At 64.2% G+C, this 21,372-nt stretch carries 21 protein-coding genes; 6 read left to right on the forward strand and 15 right to left on the reverse strand.

Annotated features, from left to right (window positions below; translation table 11 throughout):
- The first annotated feature begins 12 nt into the window (after nt 1-12).
- Complete coding sequence (locus KVO92_RS20945; protein ID WP_254621600.1) at nt 13-981, forward strand: branched-chain amino acid ABC transporter permease; 969 nt, start codon at nt 13-15, stop codon at nt 979-981.
- A 6-nt stretch (nt 982-987) separates the two neighbouring features.
- Here KVO92_RS20945 and KVO92_RS20950 read toward each other — a convergent pair whose 3' ends face one another.
- From KVO92_RS20950 to KVO92_RS20965, 4 genes are all read right to left on the reverse strand, one after another.
- A complete protein-coding gene (locus tag KVO92_RS20950; RefSeq protein WP_217477511.1) occupies nt 988-1,761 on the reverse strand; it encodes a ParA family protein in 774 nt (257 codons plus the stop codon).
- A 90-nt stretch (nt 1,762-1,851) separates the two neighbouring features.
- Complete coding sequence (locus KVO92_RS20955) at nt 1,852-2,646, reverse strand: thymidylate synthase (protein WP_217477512.1); 795 nt, start codon at nt 2,644-2,646, stop codon at nt 1,852-1,854.
- Between the two features lie 106 nt (nt 2,647-2,752).
- The gene (gene lgt / locus KVO92_RS20960) at nt 2,753-3,553 is read right to left on the reverse strand and encodes a prolipoprotein diacylglyceryl transferase (RefSeq protein WP_217477513.1); all 801 of its coding nucleotides are present in this window, start codon (nt 3,551-3,553) and stop codon (nt 2,753-2,755) included.
- 10 nt (nt 3,554-3,563) lie between these two features.
- Nucleotides 3,564-4,346: a sulfite exporter TauE/SafE family protein gene (locus tag KVO92_RS20965; RefSeq protein WP_217477514.1), complete on the reverse strand. Its 783-nt coding sequence runs from the start codon at nt 4,344-4,346 to the stop codon at nt 3,564-3,566.
- A 111-nt stretch (nt 4,347-4,457) separates the two neighbouring features.
- Here KVO92_RS20965 and KVO92_RS20970 point away from each other — a divergent pair, with 111 nt between their 5' ends.
- Nucleotides 4,458-5,240 (forward strand): NRDE family protein, encoded by a 783-nt coding sequence (locus tag KVO92_RS20970; RefSeq protein ID WP_217477515.1) that lies wholly within the window; start codon nt 4,458-4,460, stop codon nt 5,238-5,240.
- Here the strand turns inward: KVO92_RS20970 and ptsP are convergent.
- Together ptsP and KVO92_RS20980 are read right to left on the reverse strand one after the other, a co-directional pair.
- A complete protein-coding gene (gene ptsP, locus KVO92_RS20975) occupies nt 5,237-7,510 on the reverse strand; it encodes a phosphoenolpyruvate--protein phosphotransferase (protein ID WP_217477516.1) in 2,274 nt (757 codons plus the stop codon). The genes KVO92_RS20970 and ptsP overlap by 4 nt on opposite strands.
- A 19-nt stretch (nt 7,511-7,529) precedes the next feature.
- Nucleotides 7,530-8,009, reverse strand: a complete 480-nt coding sequence (locus KVO92_RS20980) for an RNA pyrophosphohydrolase (protein WP_031310843.1) — start codon at nt 8,007-8,009, stop codon at nt 7,530-7,532.
- Nucleotides 8,010-8,187: 178 nt separating this feature from the next.
- Here KVO92_RS20980 and KVO92_RS20985 point away from each other — a divergent pair, with 178 nt between their 5' ends.
- Together KVO92_RS20985 and KVO92_RS20990 are read left to right on the forward strand one after the other, a co-directional pair.
- On the forward strand, nt 8,188-8,841 hold the full coding sequence (locus tag KVO92_RS20985) for an HAD family hydrolase (protein WP_217477517.1): 654 nt from the start codon (nt 8,188-8,190) through the stop codon (nt 8,839-8,841).
- A 45-nt stretch (nt 8,842-8,886) separates the two neighbouring features.
- Nucleotides 8,887-10,077 carry an MFS transporter gene (locus tag KVO92_RS20990; RefSeq protein WP_217477627.1) on the forward strand — a complete coding sequence of 397 codons (1,191 nt, stop codon included), beginning with the start codon at nt 8,887-8,889 and terminating at the stop codon, nt 10,075-10,077.
- Nucleotides 10,078-10,100: 23 nt separating this feature from the next.
- Here the strand turns inward: KVO92_RS20990 and KVO92_RS20995 are convergent, their stop codons facing one another.
- Nucleotides 10,101-10,541 carry a DUF2269 family protein gene (locus KVO92_RS20995; protein WP_217477518.1) on the reverse strand — a complete coding sequence of 147 codons (441 nt, stop codon included), beginning with the start codon at nt 10,539-10,541 and terminating at the stop codon, nt 10,101-10,103.
- Nucleotides 10,542-10,562: 21 nt separating this feature from the next.
- Nucleotides 10,563-12,077, reverse strand: coding sequence for a threonine ammonia-lyase, biosynthetic (ilvA, locus tag KVO92_RS21000; RefSeq protein ID WP_217477519.1), 1,515 nt, complete (start codon nt 12,075-12,077; stop codon nt 10,563-10,565).
- Nucleotides 12,078-12,247: 170 nt separating this feature from the next.
- Between ilvA and rpiA the strand changes: the two genes are divergently transcribed.
- Entirely contained in the window at nt 12,248-12,922 is a 675-nt protein-coding gene (rpiA, locus tag KVO92_RS21005) for a ribose-5-phosphate isomerase RpiA (RefSeq protein WP_217477520.1), read from the forward strand.
- Nucleotides 12,923-12,938: 16 nt separating this feature from the next.
- On the opposite strand, the gene KVO92_RS21010 is transcribed toward rpiA, so the two are convergent.
- The 4 genes from KVO92_RS21010 to KVO92_RS21025 form a co-directional block, all read right to left on the reverse strand.
- The gene (locus tag KVO92_RS21010; protein WP_217477521.1) at nt 12,939-13,850 is read right to left on the reverse strand and encodes an SdiA-regulated domain-containing protein; all 912 of its coding nucleotides are present in this window, start codon (nt 13,848-13,850) and stop codon (nt 12,939-12,941) included.
- 108 nt (nt 13,851-13,958) lie between these two features.
- On the reverse strand, nt 13,959-14,861 hold the full coding sequence (locus KVO92_RS21015) for an SdiA-regulated domain-containing protein (RefSeq protein ID WP_423836250.1): 903 nt from the start codon (nt 14,859-14,861) through the stop codon (nt 13,959-13,961).
- A 103-nt stretch (nt 14,862-14,964) separates the two neighbouring features.
- Entirely contained in the window at nt 14,965-15,630 is a 666-nt protein-coding gene (locus tag KVO92_RS21020) for a fumarylacetoacetate hydrolase family protein (RefSeq protein ID WP_217477523.1), read from the reverse strand.
- Between the two features lie 21 nt (nt 15,631-15,651).
- Nucleotides 15,652-17,043: an FAD-binding oxidoreductase gene (locus tag KVO92_RS21025; RefSeq protein ID WP_217477628.1), complete on the reverse strand. Its 1,392-nt coding sequence runs from the start codon at nt 17,041-17,043 to the stop codon at nt 15,652-15,654.
- A 198-nt stretch (nt 17,044-17,241) separates the two neighbouring features.
- Between KVO92_RS21025 and serA the strand changes: the two genes are divergently transcribed.
- Nucleotides 17,242-18,471: a phosphoglycerate dehydrogenase gene (gene serA, locus KVO92_RS21030; RefSeq protein ID WP_217477524.1), complete on the forward strand. Its 1,230-nt coding sequence runs from the start codon at nt 17,242-17,244 to the stop codon at nt 18,469-18,471.
- A gap of 64 nt (nt 18,472-18,535) precedes the next feature.
- Here serA and KVO92_RS21035 read toward each other — a convergent pair whose 3' ends face one another.
- From KVO92_RS21035 to KVO92_RS21045, 3 genes are all read right to left on the reverse strand, one after another.
- Nucleotides 18,536-18,823, reverse strand: coding sequence for a hypothetical protein (locus KVO92_RS21035; protein WP_217477525.1), 288 nt, complete (start codon nt 18,821-18,823; stop codon nt 18,536-18,538).
- A gap of 120 nt (nt 18,824-18,943) precedes the next feature.
- Nucleotides 18,944-19,261: a hypothetical protein gene (locus KVO92_RS21040; RefSeq protein ID WP_217477526.1), complete on the reverse strand. Its 318-nt coding sequence runs from the start codon at nt 19,259-19,261 to the stop codon at nt 18,944-18,946.
- Nucleotides 19,262-19,471: 210 nt separating this feature from the next.
- Complete coding sequence (locus tag KVO92_RS21045; RefSeq protein WP_217477527.1) at nt 19,472-21,169, reverse strand: OPT family oligopeptide transporter; 1,698 nt, start codon at nt 21,167-21,169, stop codon at nt 19,472-19,474.
- Nucleotides 21,170-21,372: the final 203 nt, after the last annotated feature.

Genomic DNA, 21,372 nt, shown 5'->3' on the forward strand with positions numbered 1-21,372 from the left:
CAGCAAACGACCATGACCCAAGCAGCAAAGCGAAAGACCTGGAATCCAGAGACGATCCTGATCCTCATCGCGGTCGTCGGACTGGTCCTGGCCCCGCTGCATTTCTACCCGGTGTTCCTGATGAAGGTGATGTGCTTCGCACTCTTCGCCTGCGCCTTCAACCTGCTCCTGGGCTACACCGGCATCCTCTCATTCGGCCACGCGGCGTTCTTCGGCGGCGCCGCCTACTTCACCGCCCATGCGGTGAAGGAATGGGGTCTGACGCCGGAGCTCGGCGTACTGGTCGGCGTCATCGGCGCCGCGTTGCTGGGGCTGGTGATCGGTTTCCTGGCGATCCGCCGGCAAGGCATCTATTCGACGATGATCACCCTGGCGCTGTCGCAGATGTTCTTCTTCTTTTGCCTGCAGGCGCCCTTCACCCATGGCGAGGACGGCATCCAGGGCATTCCGCGCGGCCACCTGTTCGGCCTGATCGACCTGAAAGAACCGCTGAATATGTATTTCTTCGTGCTGACCGTGTTCCTGCTCGGCATGCTGGCGATCTGGCGGATCATCAACTCGCCCTTCGGGATGATCCTCAAGTCGATCCGCGAAAACGAGAACCGGGCCATTTCCCTGGGCTATACGGTGTCGCGCTACAAGCTCGGCGCCTTCGTCATGTCGGCAGCCCTGGCGGGGTTGGCTGGCGGCATGAAAGCGCTGGTGTTCCAGTTCGCCACCCTCACCGATGTCAGCTGGCAGATGTCCGGCGAAGTCGTACTGATGACCCTGCTCGGCGGCATCGGCACGCTGGTGGGGCCGGTGTTCGGTGCCGCGCTGGTGACCACGCTGGGCAATTATTTCGCGACCTCGGAACTGCCGGTCACCCTGGTCACCGGGATCATCTTCATGGTCTGTGTCCTGATCTTCCGCCGCGGCATTATCGGCGAGCTCTACGCCTCACGCCTGGGCCGCTGGATCGAGCGCTCGCGCGACGAGTGATCCGCTTCAGGCCTGGCGGTCCAGGTACTCGTGCAGTTCGACGAACTGCTGGGTCAGTTTGTGCCGGGCGTCGAAGTGGATCAGCGGCGTGCAGACCTGGTGCGACTCGCGCATCCGCACCGAGCTCATCAGGTGCACCGGTAGCACCGGCAGCCCCTCGGCCAACAACTCGTCGATGATCTGCTGCGGCAGCGCCGCCCGCGGCTGGAACTGGTTGACCACGATGCCTTCGACTTCAAGTCCTTCGTTGTGGTCTTCCTGCAGTTCTTCGATTTCATCGAGCAGGCTGTACAGCGCCTGGCGCGAGAAGCTGTCGCAGTCGAAGGGAATCAGGCAGCGATCGGCACCAATCAATGCCGAGACGGTAAAGAAATTCAGTGCAGGCGGTGTGTCGAGGTAGATCCGCTCGTACTCTTCGGAAAGGCTTTCGAGCAGTTTTCGCAGCTTGTTGATCTTGTGCTTGGCTTCGAGCTTGGGTTGCAGGTCGGCCAGCTCCGCGGTCGCGGTGATCAGGTGCAGGTTGTCGAAGGGCGTTTCGGTGATTGGCGGTCGTGCTTTCTTGCCGGCCGCGCCACCGGCCAGCACCTGTTTGAAATAGTCGGCAATGCCCGTGGGCAACGCATCGCCGGTCAGGCCTGACAGGTAATGGCTGGAGTTGGCCTGCGCATCCAGGTCGATCAGCAGCGTGCGATAACCCTGCGCCGCGCTCACCGCCGCCAGGTTGCAGGCGATGCTGGACTTCCCGACACCGCCCTTCTGATTGAACACGACCCTGCGCATGCCAAACCCTCGAGACCCTGAGCGGTCGAGTCTATACGGCAAATGTGACAGTCGGGTTACCCGCAGGGACAAACCCGACCAAAGCGCGTATCAGACGGCGACAGGGGCCGAGATGTGCGGATGCGCTTCGTAGCCCACCAGCTCGAAGTCCTCGAAGCGGAAGGCGAACAGGTCTTTTACCGCCGGATTGAGCTTCATGGTCGGCAGCGGCAGCGGCTCACGGCTCAGCTGCAGATCGGCCTGCTCCAGGTGGTTGGCGTACAGGTGGCAGTCGCCGCCGCTCCAGATGAACTCCCCCGGTTGCAGGTCGCAGACCTGCGCGACCATCAGGGTCAGCAGCGCGTAGCTGGCGATGTTGAAGGGGACACCGAGGAAGATGTCTGCCGAGCGCTGGTACAGCTGGCAGCTCAGCTTGCCCTCTGCCACATAGAACTGGAACAGCGCATGGCACGGCGGCAACGCCATCTGATCGACCAGCGCCGGGTTCCAGGCCGAGACGATCAGCCGGCGTGAGTCCGGCCTGCTCTTGATCATCTCCACCAGCTTGGCGATCTGGTCCACGGACTCCCCATTGGGGGCCGGCCAGTTGCGCCACTGGTAGCCGTAGACCGGGCCGAGCTCGCCGTTCTCGTCGGCCCACTCGTCCCAGATCCGCACGCCGTTTTCCTGCAGGTACTTGATATTGGTGTCGCCCTGGAGGAACCACAGCAGCTCGTGAATGATGGATTTGAGGTGGCACTTCTTGGTGGTCACCAGCGGAAAGCCGTCGGCCAGGTCGAAGCGCATCTGGTAGCCGAAGACGCTGTAGGTGCCGGTGCCGGTGCGGTCGCTCTTGAAGGTGCCGTTGTCGCGCACATGGCGCATCAGGTCGAGGTACTGTTTCATCGATGGGCTCGAAGCGGGCGCCGAGGCGCGGTGACAAGTAAGCAGGACATAGTAAAAGGCCGCGTTCGGCTTGTCGCCTGCTGGGCGACAAGCCGAACCACGCCGATCACGCCGACGCCTTGGCCGGCTCGTGGCGGTAGGCCCAGGCGATCATGCCGAGGCCGCACAACACCATGGGCACACAGAGCAACTGGCCCATGGTCAACCAGCCGAACGCCAGGTAGCCGAGCTGCGCGTCGGGCACCCGCACGAATTCGACGATGAAGCGGAAGAAGCCGTAGCAGACGGCGAACAGGCCGGACACGGCCATGGTCGGCCGCGGCTTGCTGGAATAAATCCAGAGGATGATGAACAGCGCCACACCTTCCAGAGCGAATTGGTAGAGCTGCGAGGGATGCCGTGCCAGCTGCTGTGGATCGGTCGGAAAGACCATGGCCCAGGGCACATCGGTCGCCTTGCCCCAGAGCTCGGCATTGATGAAGTTGCCGATGCGCCCGGCACCCAGGCCGATGGGCACGAAGGGCGCGATGAAATCCATCAGTTCGAAGAACTTCTTGCCGTTGCGCCGAGCGAAGATCCAGGTACACAGCAGTACGCCGAGCAGCCCGCCATGGAACGACATGCCGCCCTTCCACACCTGGAAGATCAAGGTCGGGTCGTTGAGGTAGGACGGCAGATCATAGAACAGCACGTAGCCCAGCCGCCCGCCGACGATCACCCCCATGGCCACCCAGAACACCAGGTCCGAGAGCTTGTCCTTGTCCCACGTGGGATCGAAACGGTGCAACCGGCGCGACGCCAGCAACCAGGCACCACCGATGCCAACGAGGTACATCAAGCCATACCAGTGGATTTGCAGCGGGCCTAGCGAAACGGCCACAGGGTCTATCTGCGGATAAGGCAGCATCCGGTTTTCCTCAGATCAAGAAATTGATACCAACGGCCAGCAGCAACAACGCGAACAGCCGCCGCAGCACCAGCGCCGACAACCGATGCGCCAGCTGTGCGCCGAGACGGGCAAAAAACACGCTGGTCAGGGCGATGCCCAGCACCGCCGGCAAATAAACGAAACCCAGGCTCCAGGCTGGCAGACGCGCATCCTGCCAGCCGACCACCGCAAAACTCAACGCACCGACGATGGCGATCGGCAACCCGCAGGCGGCGGAGGTCGCGACTGCTCGCTGGATGGGTACGCTGCGCCAACTGAGGAAGGGCACCGTGAGTGATCCACCACCGATGCCGAAGATCGCCGAGGCCCAGCCGATCACTACCCCCGCCAACGTCAGGCCCGGTTTGCCGGGTACGCCGCGGCTGGCCTTGGGCTGCAGCGAAAAGGCCATCTGGATCGCCATGGCGATGGCGAAGACGCCGATGATTTTCTGCAACACCGGCCCCTGGATGGCGGCGGCGGTCACACTGCCCAGCGCTGCGCCGAGTAGGATGCCGATGGTCATCCACAACACCACCGGCCAGAGCACTGCGCCTTTGAGATGGTGGGTCCGGATCGAATTCAGCGAGGTGAAGATAATGGTCGCCAGCGAGGTGCCCACCGCCATGTGGGTCAGCACCAACGGATCGAACCCTTGCAGGGTGAAACTGAAAACCAGTACCGGGACGATGATCATCCCGCCGCCGACGCCGAACAACCCCGCCAGCACGCCAGCAAACCCGCCCAGCAGCAGGTAAAGCACGAACTCCATTGGGACACCCTGAAAAGCAAAGCCGCATGGTAGCCGAAAAGCAGGAACAGGTTGCCGAGTCGGTTGCTTGGCTGCAAGCTTCCGGCTTATGCCTGCAACTGAGCCGACCTAATGTGCCTGATCGTGTTCGCCTGGCGCCCGAGCCATGCGCTGCCGCTGATCGTCGCCGCCAACCGTGACGAGTTCCACGCGCGCCCCAGCCTGCCGTTGGCGGCCTGGGACGAGGCACCCACCCTCGTCGCCGGGCGCGACCTGCAGGCAGGAGGTACCTGGCTCGGGGTCGATACTGCCGGCCGTTTCGCCGCACTGACCAACATCCGCGCACCAGGCGCCCGGCTCGGAACCCGTTCCCGCGGCGAACTACCGGAGCGCTATCTGCGCGGAGCGCTGTCGCCCGAGGCGTATCTGACCGAACTGACGGGCCATCTCGAGCACTATTCGGGATTCAACCTGCTGGTCGGCGATGCGCGTGAACTGTGGTACCTCAATTCACAGCGGGGCACGCCGCAGCAGCTCGGCGAAGGGATCTACGGCCTGTCCAATGCAGCGCTGGATACGCCATGGCCGAAGCTTCTGCGCGCTCGCCAGGCCCTCAGGGACTGTCTCGAGGAGCCGATCGAGGCGCCGCAGGCCGAGACGCTGCTGCAGCTGCTAAGCGATCCGCAACTGGCGGACGATCACGAACTGCCCAGCACGGGCGTGCCCTATGAATGGGAAAAGCGGCTGTCCAGCGTGTTCATAACCGGCACCGATTACGGCACCCGCGCCAGCACTGTCCTGATCCGCCACGTCAACGGTGCAGCACAGATTACCGAGCGCCGTTTCGGCCCGGCCGGCCTCTTGGGCCAGAGCCGGATCGAGCTATCCCCACTGGCCCAGGTGGATGAGTCCTAGAGCGCTGCCGACGGATTGACCATGCGGTCCAGGCCGAGATTGCGCAGCGTCAGCTGCACGGTGGCGTGGATCACCTGCGGACTGTCCATGACCATCACTTTGGTCAGCAACTCGCTGGCCATCGTCGAGCTGATCTGGCGCAGCATCCATTTCACTTTCGGCAGGTTGGTGGCGTTCATCGACAGGCTGTCGAAGCCCATGGCCAACAGCAGGATAGCCGCACCGGGATCGCCGGCCATCTCGCCGCAGATGCTCACCGGTTTGCCTTCGTCATGCGCCTCGCGAACGATCCGCTGCAGCGCCTCGAGCACCGCCGGGTGCAGATAGTCGTAGAGATCGGCGACCCGAGGATTGTTGCGGTCGACCGCCAGCAAATACTGGGTCAGGTCGTTGGAGCCGACCGAGATGAAGTCGACCTGACGTGCCAGTTCCCGGGTCAGGTAGACCGCGGCCGGCACCTCGATCATCACCCCCACGGGCGGCATCTCGACATCGGTGCCTTCGTCGCGCACCTCTCCCCAGGCGCGATGAATCAGGTGCAGCGCCTCTTCCAGTTCGCGGGTTCCGGAAATCATCGGCAGCAGGATGCGCAGGTTGTTCAACCCGGCGCTGGCCTTGAGCATGGCGCGGGTCTGCAGCAGGAAGATCTCCGGATGATCCAGGGTCACGCGAATCCCGCGCCAGCCAAGGAAGGGGTTCTCTTCCTTGATCGGGAAATACGGCAGGCTCTTGTCGCCGCCGATGTCGAGGCTGCGCATGGTCACCGGCAGCGGATGGAAGGCTTGCAGCTGTTCGCGATAGATCGCCATCTGCTCCTTCTCGCTGGGGAAGCGCTCCTTGATCATGAAAGGCACTTCGGTGCGGTACAGACCGACGCCTTCGGCACCGCGCTCCTGCGCACGCACCACATCCGCCAGCAGCCCCGTGTTGACCCATAGCGGGATGCGTCGGCCGTCGGTGGTTTCGCAGGGTAATTCCCGGAGGATATCCAGGCCGGCGGACAACTGGCGTTCCTGCTCGGCAAGGACCAGATACTGCTCGCGCAGCACCTTGGCCGGGTTGGTGATGATCTCGCCGCGGGTACCGTCGATGATCAGTTCGATGCCATCGACCTTGGAATACGGCAGGTCCACTGCACCCATGACCGTGGGAATGCCCATGGCGCGGGCCAGGATCGCCACATGGGAGTTGCTCGAGCCGAGCACCGAGACCATGCCCGCCAGCTTGCCTTCCGGCACCTCGCCGAGCATGGACGGCGACAGCTCTTCGCTGACCAGAATGGTGTTGTCCGGGTAGGTCAGGGTCTGCTGGCGGGCCTGTTGCAGATAGCCGAGCAGACGCCGACCGATATCCTTGACGTCCGAGGCGCGCTCGCGCAGATAGGCATCATCCATCATCTCGAAACGGCCGACGTGGTCACTGACGACCTGGCGCAGCGCACCCTGGGCCCACTGCCCGGTGCGAATCACCTTGGTGACCTCGCCGCCCAGCGCGGAATCGTCGAGCATCATCAGGTAGACATCGAACAGCGCGCGCTCTTCCTTGCGCATCTGCGTGGCGAGCTTCTCCGACAGCGCGCGCATGTCAGCGCGGACCGCCTCGAGCGCGGACTCGAAAAGCGCTAGCTCGGCGGGAATATCACTGATCGACTTGTCCGGCACCACGTCCAGGTCCGCCGGCGGCAGAACCACCACCGCGGTACCCACCGCCGCGCCGGGCGCACCGGGTATACCGATGAAGCGGGTTTCCTGAATGCCCTTGCCCTGCCGGCCCAACCCGCGGATCGAGCCCGTCGCCTCGGCGTGGGCGATGACGCCGGCGAGCTGCGCACTCATGGTTACGAGGAAGGCCTCTTCACCCTCGTCGAACAGGCGCTGTTCGCGTTGCTGAATGACCAGGACGCCCATCACCCGCCGATGGTGGATGATCGGCGCGCCGAGGAAGGACGCGTAGCGCTCTTCGCCCGTTTCGGCGAAATAGCGATAACGCGGGTGTTCGGAAGCGTGCTCGAGGTTGAGCGGTTCCTCGCGCGTGCCGACCAGACCGACCAGGCCCTCGTTGGGCGCCATGCTGACTTTGCCGATGGCCTTCTTGTTCAGACCCTCGGTCGCCATCAGCACGAATCGGCCGGACTCCGGATCGAGCAGGTAGACCGAGCAGACATGGCTGGCCATGGCCTCGCGCACCCTCAGTACGATGATGCCCAAGGCCGCCTTGAGGTCCTTGGCAGCGTTGACTTCCTGGACAATCTTGCGCAGCGTGCCGAGCATGCTCAGGGGCTTTCTCCCGTCAGTCCCGCGCCAACAGGCGCGGGGCGAGTTCTTTTAAGGCGCGACGGTAAACCTCGCGCTTGAAGGTGACGACCTGCCCCAGCGGATACCAGTAGCTGACCCAGCGCCAGCCATCGAACTCGGGCTTACCGGTAAGATCCATGCGCACGCGGTCTTCGGCGCCGGTCAGGCGCAGCAGGAACCATTTCTGTTTTTGCCCGATGCACAGCGGCTGGCTATGGGTGCGCACCAGGCGTTGCGGCAGACGATAGCGCAACCAGCCGCGGGTGCAGGCGAGGATTTTCACATCCTGCTGCTCGAGCCCTACTTCTTCGTTCAGTTCGCGGTAAAGCGCCTCTTCGGGCGTTTCACGTGGATTGATTCCGCCTTGCGGAAACTGCCAGGCATCCTGGTTGATCCGCCGGGCCCAGAGCACCTGGCCGGCGTCATTGGTCAGGATGATGCCGACATTGGGGCGAAAACCATCGGAGTCGATCACGGCATACAACCTCGCAAACGCATGTCACGGCATTGTTCCACAAAAAGACGAAAAGCAGGAAGCACGCTGACGGGCCATTGATCCACCCGGCCGAGGCGTAGCCGCAAGGCCCGAGGGTGCCAGGCAGCGGGCAATCCCGCTATGCTTCGCGCTCTTTTCATCGCCCGAGGAACGCAGCGTGCGCCTGGCTCTATTCGATCTCGACAACACACTCCTGGCCGGCGACAGCGACCATGCCTGGGGCGAATTCCTCTGCCAGCGCGGGCTGGTCGAAGCCGATGCCTATCGCGCGCGCAACGACGCCTTCTATCAGGACTATCTGGCAGGCGAGCTGGACGTGCTGGCGTACCAGAACTTCTGCCAGGAACTGCTCGGCCGCAGCGAAATGAGCCAGCTAGAGCAGTGGCACGCCGAGTTCATGCGCGACCATATCGAGCCTATCGTGCTGGCCAAGGGCGAGGCGCTGGTGCGCCAGCATCATCAGGCCGGGGATCGGGTGGTGATCATCACCGCGACCAACCGCTTCATCACCGGGCCGATCGCCAAACGCCTGGGCGTCGATACGCTGCTGGCCACCGAATGCGAAATGCAGGACGGCCGTTACACCGGACGGCTCACCGACGTGCCGTGCTTCCAGGAAGGCAAGGTCACGCGGATCGAACGCTGGCTGCAAGAGAACGACCAGAGCCTGGACGACAGCTATTTCTACAGCGACTCGCGCAACGACCTGCCGCTGCTCGAGCGCGTCAGCCATCCGGTGGCGGTCGATCCGGACCCGACCCTGCGCGCCATCGCCGAACAGCGCGGTTGGGAGATCATCAGCCTGCGCTGAACCCAGGAGAGCCGCGTGAACAGGGATGACAGAATAAAGCCCGGCATGCGGCCCGTGGTCATGGTGTCGCTGGCCACCGCACTCAGCCTGCTGGGCGACTCGATGCTCTACATCGCCCTGCCCCTGCATTGGCAGGAGGCGGGACTGGATTCGCTGTGGCAGGTCGGCGCGTTACTGGCGGTCAATCGCCTGGTGCGCCTGCCGGTCAATCCGTTGATCGGCCTGCTCTACCAGCGTATTTCGTTGCGGACCGGCCTGCTACTGGCCGTGCTGCTCGGAGCGATCAGCACCTGCGGCTACGGCTGGGCCCAGGGTTTCATCGCCTGGCTGCTGCTACGCGGCCTCTGGGGCATCGCCTGGTCGCTGTTTCGCATCGGTGGGCTGACCGCCGTGGTGCGCTGCGCCGAACCTGGCGGCCAGGGGCATGCGATCGGGCTGTACAACGGCCTGTATCGCCTGGGCAGCCTGTTCGGCATGTTGTTCGGCGGTTTGCTGGTGGCGTTCATCGGGCTGCCGGCCCTTTCCTGGGCCTTTGGCCTGTTGTCCCTGCTGGGGCTGCCGCTGCTGTTCTTCGGCTTTCAGCTGGCGGCTCCAAGCGCCGCTCAGCCTCAGGCGTTCGCTTCGCATAGCCATGCCGTCGGCCAGACGCACAACTGGCCCGTGATGTTCACCGGCCTGGTGATCGCCCTGCTCATACAGGGCATCTTCGCGTCGACCCTGAGCGCGCTGATCGGCCATTACCAAGGCGTGGAGCTCGACCTGTTCGGCCTGGCGATCAGCGCCACCGCGGCATCGGGCACGCTGCAGGCGCTGCGCTGGGGCTGGGAGCCCTGGCTCGCGCACCGCATGGGGCGCTGGTCCGACAAGCCGCAGCAGCGCCTGCCCCTGCTGGCCGGCGCACTGCTGTTAGGCGCGGCCAGCTTTGCGCCCTTGGCGCTGGGTCTGCCGCTGCCCCTGTGGCTGCTGGTGGCGCTGCTGGCTTTGCTCGCCGCCACGGCGCTGACCACGCTTGGCGACGCACTGGCCGCCGAAACCGCCAGTCGCCTCGATGCGGTGGGGTTCATGACCCGCTATTCCATCGGCCAGGATCTGGGCGCCGCCTGCGGCCCGCTCCTGGCTTACATCCTGTTCAGCCTGACCGGCGGCTTTGGCTGGCTCTACGCGGGCGGCAGCCTGCTGCTCACCCTGCTTGCCGGCTATTGGTGGCAGCGTTCCAAACGCGGAGAACCGCCCTGATGCCGCATCCGCTCGGCTGAAAATCAGACTGGCTTGGCGCCCATCAGACCCATGATCGCCACGAGAATCAGCAGGATGAGCCCGGCGTAGACCAGCGCGAAACGCGGCAATGCCGCCGGCGCCGGGCTGTTCCCCAGCGCGTGCCAGGCGCGCAGGCGCCCGCCGAGCAGCAGCGTCAGGGGCACCAGGACGAGGAACAGGATCGAGCTCGCCAGCAGCCACAGCTGACCCAGCGCAAAGCCCGCCAGATGAGCCATCCACCAGCCGGTCACCGGCAGCAGCAGGCCCAGCAAGGCGAGCAGCGGCAGCGACATCAGGCGCGTGCGCCGCAACTTGGCTTGCAGCACGGCAGGGTCGCCACGCCGCTTGGCCTTCCAGAGCATGGCGATGTGGGCAATCAGCCCGAGGGTCAGCAGGATCGCCAGGGCTGCATGGACGATGTTCAACAGCTGATAGTGTTCCATGGATCCTCGCGGTACGGCCGTTCAGCCGAGAAACAGTTGATAGGCAGGGTTGTCCGTTTCGTCCCAGTAGCGATAGCCGATCTTGTCCAGCGCCGCCGGCAGCAGGTGACGCTCTTCCGCCGGCACCTGCAGGCCAGCCACTACCCGGCCGTCCGCCGCGCCATGGTTGCGGTAGTGGAACATCGAGATGTTCCAGCGCCCGCCGAGGTTATTGAGAAAGTTGAACAGCGCGCCCGGACGCTCGGGGAACTCGAACCGATAGACCACTTCGTCGCTGACACCCGAGGCATGCCCGCCGACCATGTGCCGCGTGTGCAGCTTGGCCAGTTCGTTGTCGGTCAGGTCGAGCACCGGGAAGCCCTTGGCGCGCAGCCCCTCTACCAGGGCCGCCCGCGGATCGTTTTCCGGGTGCGTCTGGACGCCGACGAAGATGTGCGCCTCGCGGTCCTGGTGGTAGCGGTAGTTGAACTCGGTGATCTGGCGCTTGCCGATGGCCTCGCAGAAGGCCTTGAAGCTGCCCGGCTCTTCCGGAATGGTGACGGCGATGATCGCCTCGCGCTTCTCGCCCAGCTCGGCACGCTCGGCCACGTGGCGCAGCCGATCGAAATTGACGTTGGCACCCGAATCGATGCCGACCAGCACCTGATTGGCCACGCCGTCGCGTTCGACGTAGCGCTTGATCCCGGCGACAGCCAGGGCCCCGGCCGGCTCGGTGATCGAACGGGTGTCATCGTAGATGTCCTTGATCGCCGCGCAGATCTCGTCGGTGCTGACCGTGATCACTTCATCGACGTAGTGCTTGCAGATGTCGAAAGTGTGCTGGCCAATCTGCGCCACCGCGACGCCGTCGGCGAACAGTCCCACCTGCGGCAACACCACGCGCTCGCCCGCTGCCATCGCCTGCTGCAGGCAGTTGGAATCGTCCGGCTCGACGCCGATGACCTTGACCTCCGGCCGCAGATACTTGATGTAGGCAGCCACGCCCGCGATCAAGCCACCGCCGCCCACCGGCACGAACACCGCGTCGAGCCGGCCCTGGTGCTGGCGCAGGATCTCCATGGCCACCGTGCCTTGCCCGGCGATCACGTGGGGATCGTCATAGGGATGGATATAGACGTAGCCCTTTTCCTCGACCAACTTCAGCGAATAGGCCAGCGCCTCCGGAAAGGCGTCGCCCTGCAGGACCACCTTGCCGCCGCGGGCGCGTACGCCCTGCACCTTCAATTCCGGCGTGGTGCGCGGCATCACGATGGTCGCCTTGATACCCAGCTCCCGCGCCGCCAGCGCCAGGCCCTGGGCATGATTGCCAGCCGAGGCGGTGACCACACCACGCGCCAGTTCCTCGGCGGACAACTGCGCCAGCTTGTTGTAGGCGCCGCGAATCTTGAAGGAAAACACCGGCTGCAAATCCTCGCGCTTGAGCAGGATCTGGTTGCCCAGCCGCTCGGACAGCTGGCGGGCGGGCTGCAAGGGGGTTTCGACGGCGACGTCGTAGACGCGCGAGGTGAGGATCTTCTTGACGTAGTTTTCGAGCATCGTGGGCTATCTTGGCGGGCGTTGCGGGGTCCACGAGTCTACCCCGCGAACCTGCCGTCGACCACCGACAATCAGCGCGGCACACGGCGTTACCGCTTCCTGTACAGACCCACCGGTGCGGCCCCGCTATACTTTCGCCCCTCGTTTCCTCTCGCCCGGAGCCTTACGCCATGACCCAGGATCAACTCAAGCAGGCCGTCGCCCAAGCGGCTGTCGATCTCATCGTTCCGCAGCTCAACGACCGCAGTATCGTTGGCGTCGGCACCGGCTCCACCGCCAACTTCTTCATCGATCTGCTGGCCAAGCACAAGGCAGCGTTCGACGGCGCCGTGGCCAGTTCCGACGCGACCGCCGAGCGCCTCAAGGGCCATGGCATCCCGGTGTATGACCTCAACTCGGTCGCCGATCTGGAGTTCTATGTCGATGGCGCCGACGAAACCAACCGCCATCTGGAGTTGATCAAGGGCGGCGGTGCCGCGCTGACTCGCGAGAAGATCGTCGCCGCCGTGGCCAAGACCTTCATCTGCATCGCCGACGGCAGCAAGCTGGTGGACCGACTCGGCACCTTCCCGCTGCCGGTGGAGGTCATTCCCATGGCGCGCAGCCATGTCGGCCGCGAGCTGGTCAAGCTGGGCGGCGATCCGGTCTACCGGGAAGGCGTGGTGACCGACAACGGCAACGTCATCCTCGACGTGCACAACCTGATGATCGGCTTCGCACCTGAGGTCGAGGCGAAGATCAACAATATCGTCGGCGTGGTGACCAACGGCTTGTTCGCCGCGCGTCCGGCCGACATCCTGCTGCTCGGCACGGCAGAAGGCGTGCAGACGCTCAAGCCCGAGTGAGCCGCAAGGGAGCGGGCTAATCGTCCTTGCGAAACACGTAGAACAGATTCGGCTCGCTCACCAGGTACAACGTGCCGTCCGGCCCCATGGCGACCCCTTCGGCCTGCGGCACGTCCCGCTCCAGTCCATGCCTGCCACCGCGCAGCGATAGCGTGCTGATGGGTTTGCCGTGGGTGTCCAGCTCGACGATCAGGCGCGACTCGTCCGACAGCGCCAGCAGGTGACCGGTCTGCGCGTGGTATTGCAGGCTCGACAGGTCCCGCACGAAGAGATCCGCGTCGCGCTCGAGATCGTCACTCACGTGCACGGCCAGTGGCTGGCCATCGTCGGCGTAGGGAAAGCCCTCCACTTCGTAGATGCGCACCGGATCGCGTTCCTTGGCGACGAACAACCGCTGGCCCGCAACGTCATAGGCCAGCCCCTCGAACCCCTTGTTGCCATTCTGGCCGAGGCCCAGCGAAAGCTGTTGGCTGGCGGCCGCGTCGATCCGCTCGGTGTGCTCGCTGATGTCCACGCGCAACAGGCGCTGCAGCCGCTCATCACTGATCACGTAGACGCCGCGGGAGATGTACTCGATGGCTTCCGGGTCGCCAAATCCCACCAATGGAATCGAGCGCAGCAGCTCGCCTTCGAGGCTGAGCTCGAGCAGCTGCGGGTCGCCGTTGGTAATGGCGATCAGGCTGCGGCGGTCGGGATCGAAGGTCAGCGCCGACAGGTCGTCATCGATGCCCTCCACCTGGCGAGCCTGGATAACCGCGCGGTAGTCGGGCAGCCACAACGAGGCGGCCTGACGCGTATCGGCGTGGTACCACTGGGCCAGGTTGAACCAGGCACGTTCGAACAGTTTGAAGTGCAGCCCGGCTGCGATGGCCAGCAACAGGCCGAGGCTGGCCAGCCCAGCCAGCACGATGGTTGATGCACGACGCATGGAATACTCGTTTACCGGAAAGGAAGCGCGATTGTCCGTCGCGTCGCTTAGCCGAAACTTAACGACGAGCCGCTACCGCAGCGCTAGGACCACGCCGCGCGCCGGGTGTCACCGTCGCCGACTGAAAACATAGAAGCGATTCGGTTCGCCGACGACATAGATGTTGCCGCGCTCGTCCATCGCCACGCCCTCGGCCTGATCGATGCCGTCCACGAGGCCGTTGAGCCCGCCGAGCAACCGGATGAAACTACGCGGTCGACCTTGCAGGTCGAGCTCGACCAGCAGGCGGGATTCATCGGACAGCATCAGGGTATGGCCGGTGCGCGGATCGATTGCCACCGACGAAATATCGCGCACCAGCAGCGGCTGCTCAGGCAGTGCTTCGAGCGCACTGGCCAGGCCGCCATTGTCGGGGATCTGCAGCTCGAACAAGCCCTGCGGATCGCGCTCCTTGGCCAGTAGCAAGCGGCGAGTGCGCGGGTTCCAGGCCAGGCCCTCGAAGCCCTTGTTGCCGGCGTGCTCGAAACCCAGGTCGTAGCGGTACGCCTCGGTCACATCGAGGCTTTCGGCGCCCGGGCGCAGCCGGAACACGGCGACCAGCCGCTGGCGCTCGTCGACGATACCCATGCGTCCATCGTCCAATGCCTCGACCGCTTCGGGATCGGAAAAGCCAGTCAGCTGGATACGCCGAAGCACCACACCGCCCGGAGAGAACTCGATCAGCTGTGGGGTATGCCCGGTCACGGTGAACAGGGTGCCGGTTGACGGGTTCCAGGTCAGCCCCGAAGTCTGGTCGTCCTCCAGGCCGGCAAGGGTGGTTTCCAGTACCAGCTCGTAGTCCGGCAGCCAGACACTCGCCGCACGCTCCTCGGCGTTCACCGATTGCTCCCGCCAGTAAAGGCCGAGCTGATCGTTCCAGTGCAGCATCCAGCCGGTCAGCAGGGCGGCGCAGACGGTGAGCAAGAGCAAGACGTAAAGGCACCGGCGCAGGCGCGACGGTCGGGCGAAAATCGCGGTCATCGGGGACTTCCTGGAAACAGGCGCCCGATTACAGCATGGCCGGGGACGGCAGGGAAACGGCGACCGGCGCGCGAGGCGCTCGATCGCCAGGCGTTCAGTGCACGCGGCTCTCGAAACGGGACAGGCCGACCAGCTCGAGGACCAGTTCGTCGCCCTGGTTCAAGGGGCCGACGCCCGCGGGCGTGCCGGTCAAAACCACGTCGCCGGGCTGTAGATTGAAATGTCCGGCGATGTGCTGCAGCAGCGGCAGGATGGCGTTGAGCATCTGGCTGCTGTTGCCGTCCTGGCGAACTTCCCCGTTGATGGTCAGGCGAATGCCGATATCGGTCAGGTCCTGCACCGCATCACCCGGGACGAAGGGCGCAAGCACGCAGGCACCGTCGAAGCTCTTGGCGATTTCCCATGGATGACCCTTCTCTTTCAGCTTGGCCTGTACGTCGCGCAGGGTCAGATCCAGCGCCGGGGCGAAGCCGGAAATGGCGTCACGCACTTCTTCCTCGTTCGGTTTGCGTGACAGTGGCTTGCCGATCAACACGGCAATTTCCGCTTCGTAATGCACAGCGCCACGGTTGGTGGGGATGCTGAAGCCCCCTTCCAGCGGCACGGTGCAGCTGCCGGCCTTGATGAACAGCAGCGGCTCGGTCGGCACCGGATTGTTCAGTTCCTTGGCGTGCTCGGCGTAGTTGCGACCGATGCAGACCACCTTGCCCAGCGGGTAATGAATGGTGGTGCCGTCGGTGTACTGATGCTTGTAGTTCATCGCGCAATCCTCAAAGGGGCCTCAGGCGAAAATCTTGCCCGGATTCATGATGCCGTTGGGGTCGAAGGCCGCCTTGATCGCCTTCATGTAGGCAATTTCGGCGTGCGAACGGCTATAGGTCAGGTAATCGCGCTTGGTCATGCCGACGCCATGCTCGGCGGAAATCGAGCCGTTATACCGTTCAACCGTCTCGAACACCCACTTGTTGACCGCGGCGCACTTGTCGAAAAAGGCATCCTTGGACAGCGCCTCGGGCTTGAGGATGTTCAGGTGCAGGTTGCCGTCGCCGATGTGGCCGTACCAGAGCACCTCGAAGTCCGGATAGTTCTGCGTGACGATGGCGTCGATATCGGCAAGGAAGGCCGGCACCTTGGAAACGGTCACGGAGATGTCGTTCTTGTAGGGCGTCCAGTGCGAGATGGTCTCGGAAATGTATTCGCGCAGCTTCCAGAGGTTCTGCAGCTGCTGTTCGCTCTGACTCATCACGCCGTCGACCACCCAGCCTTCGTTGACGCAACGCTCGAAGGTCGCCAGGGCCTGCTCGGCGCGCTCCTCGGTGGTCGCCTCGAACTCGAGCAGCGCATAGAACGGCGTGCGGGTCTCGAACGGTGCGGGGATGTCACCGCGACCGAGCAGCTTGTCCAGGCATTTGTCGGAGAAGAACTCGAAGGCGGTCAGGTCCAGCTTGTCCTGGAAGGCGTGCAGCACCGGCATGATCGACTCGAAATCCGGCGTGCCCAGCACCATCGCGGTGAGGTTGGTGGGCTGGCGCTCCAGGCGCATGGTCGCCTCGACGACGAAGCCCAGCGTACCCTCGGCACCAATGAACAGCTGGCGCAGGTCGTAACCCGTGGCGTTCTTGATCAGGTCCTTGTTGAGCTCCAGCAGGTCGCCCTTGCCGGTGACCACTTTCAGGCCCGCCACCCAGTTGCGGGTCATGCCGTAGCGAATCACCTTGATCCCACCGGCGTTGGTGCCGATGTTGCCGCCGATCTGGCTGGAGCCGGCCGAGGCGAAATCCACCGGGTAGTAGAGGCCCTTGTCCTCGGCGAACTGCTGCAGCTGGGCGGTGATGACCCCGGGCTGGCAGACGACGGTGCGATCCATCTCGTCGAACGAGAGAATCTGGTTCATATAGTCGAAGGACACCACCACCTCACCGTTGGCGGCGACCGCCGCGGCGGAGAGTCCGGTGCGACCGCCGGACGGCACCAGGGCGACCCGGCGCTCGTTGGCCCAGCGCACGATGGCCTGCACCTGCTCGACCGTTTTCGGGAACACGATGGCGGTGGGGGCCGGTGCGTAATGCTTGGTCCAGTCCTTGCCGAAGGTGTTCAGCGAATCGGCATCGGTCAGCACCTTGCCGGGCTCGACCAGGGCCTTCAGCTCGTCGATCAGGACAGAATCGGTCATCATCGGAACTCTCATTCGATTCATGGTCACCCTGAGTACGCTTCAGCTCAGGACAGGGAGTGTTTCGAGGGGCCCGTATGCTAGCATACGCCCCCCTTTGAAACGTGCCTCGGCAGACTCCCGGCACCGGTACTACCGGGCTGGCCAGCCTTCGCTGGACACTTTGTCCTTCCCTTCGGCCTTAAGGTTTTAATGCAGATGAGCCAGACCTCTCTCGACAAGAGCAAGATCAAGTTCCTTCTTCTCGAAGGCGTTCACCAGAACGCGGTCGACACCCTCAAGGCCGCAGGCTACTCCAACATCGAGTACCTCAAGACTGCGCTGACCGACGCGGAGCTGAAGGAAAAGATCGCTGATGTCCACTTCATCGGCATTCGTTCGCGCACCCAGCTGACCAAGGAAGTCTTCGAAGCCGCGAGCAAACTGATTGCCGTCGGCTGCTTCTGCATCGGCACCAACCAGGTCGACCTCAATGCCGCGCGCGAACTCGGCATCGCGGTGTTCAACGCGCCCTACTCCAACACCCGTTCGGTCGCTGAGCTGGTGCTGGCGGAAGCCATCCTGCTGCTACGCGGCATCCCGGAGAAGAACGCTTCCTGCCATCGCGGCGGCTGGATCAAGTCCGCGGCCAACTCGTTCGAAATTCGCGGCAAGAAGCTTGGCATCATCGGTTACGGCTCGATCGGCACGCAGCTGTCGGTACTCGCCGAGAGCCTCGGCATGCAGGTCTACTTCTATGACGTGGTGACCAAGCTGCCGCTGGGCAACGCCACCCAGATCGGCTCGCTGTACGAGCTGCTGGGCATGTGCGACATCGTCTCCCTGCACGTTCCGGAACTGCCGTCGACCCAATGGATGATCGGCGAGAAGGAAATCCGCGCGATGAAGAAGGGCAGCATCCTGATCAACGCTGCCCGCGGTACCGTGGTCGAGCTGGACCACCTGGCCGAAGCGATCAAGGACGAGCACCTGATCGGTGCCGCCATCGACGTGTTCCCGGTCGAGCCGAAGTCCAACGACGAGGAATTCGAAAGCCCCCTGCGCGGTCTGGATCGCGTGATCCTGACTCCGCACATCGGTGGTTCCACCGCCGAAGCCCAGGCCAACATCGGTCTGGAAGTCGCCGAGAAGCTGGTCAAGTACAGCGACAACGGCACCTCGGTGTCCTCGGTCAACTTCCCTGAAGTGGCCCTGCCGTCGCATCCGGGCAAGCACCGTCTGCTGCACATCCACGAGAACATCCCGGGCGTGATGAGCGAAATCAACAAGGTGTTCGCCGACAACGGCATCAACATCTGCGGCCAGTTCCTGCAGACCAACGACAAGGTCGGCTACGTGGTCATCGACGTGGACAAGGAGTACTCCGACCTGGCGCTGGAAAAACTGCAGCAGGTCAACGGCACCATCCGCAGCCGCGTACTGTTCTAAGTCGCAGCGCAGCGGGTAGGAAGGGAGGCTCCGGCCTCCCTTTTTCATTGGCGGCCAAAAAAGCTCAGCTGGCCGGCCGGTTGTGGCTGCCGGCCTCGCTGCCATGCGGCGCGGGCCCTTCCGACGGTAGCCTGCGCTCGACCGGCGCTTGCGGCGGGATTTCGGGAGGTGCCTCGAGCGTCGGTGGACGAGGCTGGCGGTCATCCTGGCGGTCGATGATTTCCTGGCGCGGCTCGCGATTATCCAGCGGATGCTCGCGGCTTTTCTCCGGCAAGGTCGGACCGGTGCCGGTCGCGCTTGCCGAGCTGGCCAGCATCAGGCTGGCAATGAAAAACCCAAGGCGTAGGTCCATGGCCTGCTCCTCGAGGACAGCCCGCCGCGTGGCAACCCTCAGCGAAGCGCCAGGCGACGAGACTGCCCTCGGTATAAAGCCCCAGCAAGACGCCGGGGCTTCGGGTCTGCTGACGCCCGGTCAGTTACTGCCGCCGGTGCCACCGGTACCGGTACCCGAACCAGTACCCGCGCCGGTTTCACTACTGCCGGTCCCGGTGGTATTGCCCACGCTGGTGCCCGTCCCGGTTCCGGGGCCTGCTGCCTCGCCGCTACCGGTCGTGGTACCCGCACCGGTGGTCAGGCCGGAGCGATTGGTGTCGTCGGTGGTTTTTCCGTCCATCGACTCCTGCTTGGTTTCAGCACTGGTGGCGCTGTCGGTGCTGGTGGTACCCGCGGCGAAAACACCCGTGGACATCAGCCCGGCCAGAGTCAAGGCAGCCAATTTGGTCATTTGCATGTGTGCTCTCCTGTTTCCGTGGGTTACATCTATTCGGGCATTACCCGGGCGCAGGGGTTGCACAGCGCATGCGATAAATTGTTTCCACAGGGCGCAAAGCGCCATGCCAAGCCGCCCGGTGCAGGTTGACCGTTCGTCGCCGATCGCCGAAGACGACCGTTCGTCGCCGCTTTTGGCCACCTCAGCCGGTCGAAACCGGACGGCTCGACCTCAGCGCAGCAACTGCCAGAGCGAGATGCCGACGCCCGCCATGCTTTCGCCCGCCACCAACCCGGCCGCCGCCACGATCACGAATCGCTCGGCGAGGCCGCGCCAGCGCGCCGCGAACGCCCAGGCCAGCAGCGAACCGAACGCCATCATCAGCGAGATCGAGGCGGGAATGATGAAGGCCAAGCCCAGCGCGGCGGAACTGGGCAGCCAGCGCAAGCGGGATACCGAGGCGAGCCCTTCGAGAATGCCCAGACCGATACCGGCCAGCGCGCCAACCAGCATCGCCCAGCGGATGTCCGGACCGATCGACCCGAGTCCGGCGGTCAGGGCCTCGGCGACAGCCTTCCAGGTTGCCACCGCGGGCGCCGGCCATTCGGGGGTGATCAACATGGCCTGCGGATCGGGGATCAGCAGCTGGTAAACCATCACCCCCACCAGGCTGCCCACCAGAATGCCCAGACACTGAGCGACCACCTGGCGTGACGGTGCCGCGCCGATGGCGTGCCCCACCTTGAAGTCATTGAGCAGATCGGTGCATTGGCCCGCGGCGCCACCGGCCGTGTTGGCACTCATGAGATTGATCGCCACCTGACCCGGCGCAACGGCGCCGAAGCTCAATTGCGACAGTTGACCGATCGCGCCAATCGGCGGGATACCTGTCGCGCCGACCACTCGCGCAGCCACCATTGCCAGAAGCACCGCCAAGGGGATCGACAGCGCAGCCATCAGCGGCTGGATGTCGAACAAGATCACCTGCATGGCCACCACCCACAACGCCGCCGAAGCCAATCCGAGCAGCGGAAGCGGGCTGGGCCGACGAGGTGCCCACCCCCGTGACGCCGGCGCGCGGCGGGCGCGCACCGCTCGCAACCCGAGGGAGGTCAAGGTGGCGCACACCATCAGACTGACACCGGGCCAGAGCAACCACTCGATGAGCAGGGCGAACTGCGGCCCGCGCGCGTCGGCCGGCATCGCGACCAGGCCTTCGGCGATCAGCCAGGGCGACAGCAGCCCCCAGGCCAGCACCGCCCCGAGCAATAGCGACAGGCCGACCCGCAAACCGATGATGCCGCCAAAGCCCACCAGTAGCAGCGAGGGTTCGAGGCTGAACGTGAGGCGTTCCAGCTGCATGCCAGGCGCCCAGCGCGGCAAGGTCCAGAGGCTGTCGACCAGCTTGCTCAGTGCGGCCAGCACGGCGGCAGCGCCAAGCACCCACAACCGCCTGACCGCTTCGGCGCCGTGGCTGTAGATCTGCTGCATGGTCGCCAAGGTCGCCATCCCCTCGGGAAACCGCAGACCGCCTTCGACGATCAATGAGGGCCGCAGGTACCAGGCGACCCAGATACCGAGAAAGCTCACCGAGAACACCCAAGCCATCAACGGCAAGGTATCGAACGACTGCCCGGTGATCAGCGTGTAGGCCGGAATGGGCGCCACCAGTCCGCTGGAGATGATCGACGCCGCGGAGGACGCGGCGGTCTGGTTGATATTGCTCTCATGCAGCGACCAGGCCGGTTGGCGCCCGGTTCGCGCCAGGCTCTGCCAGAAGCCGAAGCCGACCAGCAGCGCAATGATCGACATGTTGAACGACCAACCGATCTTCAGCCCGGAGTAGACATTCGAAGGCGTCAGCACGGCACCGAGCAGCAGGCCGGTCGCCAATGCGCGCAGCGTTAATTCGCGTTGGGGTTCACTCATGCCAGCTCCATCGAATGGGTGATTGACTCACCTTAGCCCATCGTTTCCACCGACTCGATCGCTCAACCGCTCGTCGGGTTATTGCCATCCCAGCGCAGATACCGACCCAATCGACGCGTAAACGCTGAACTTCGTCAATAAGCGTCGGTCGTTTAGTAACTTTTCTATGTGGCATAACGGCACTCAGACCAAGGATCGACCAT

The sequence above is a fragment of the Stutzerimonas stutzeri genome (assembly GCF_019090095.1).
Lineage (GTDB): Bacteria > Pseudomonadota > Gammaproteobacteria > Pseudomonadales > Pseudomonadaceae > Stutzerimonas > Stutzerimonas stutzeri_AN.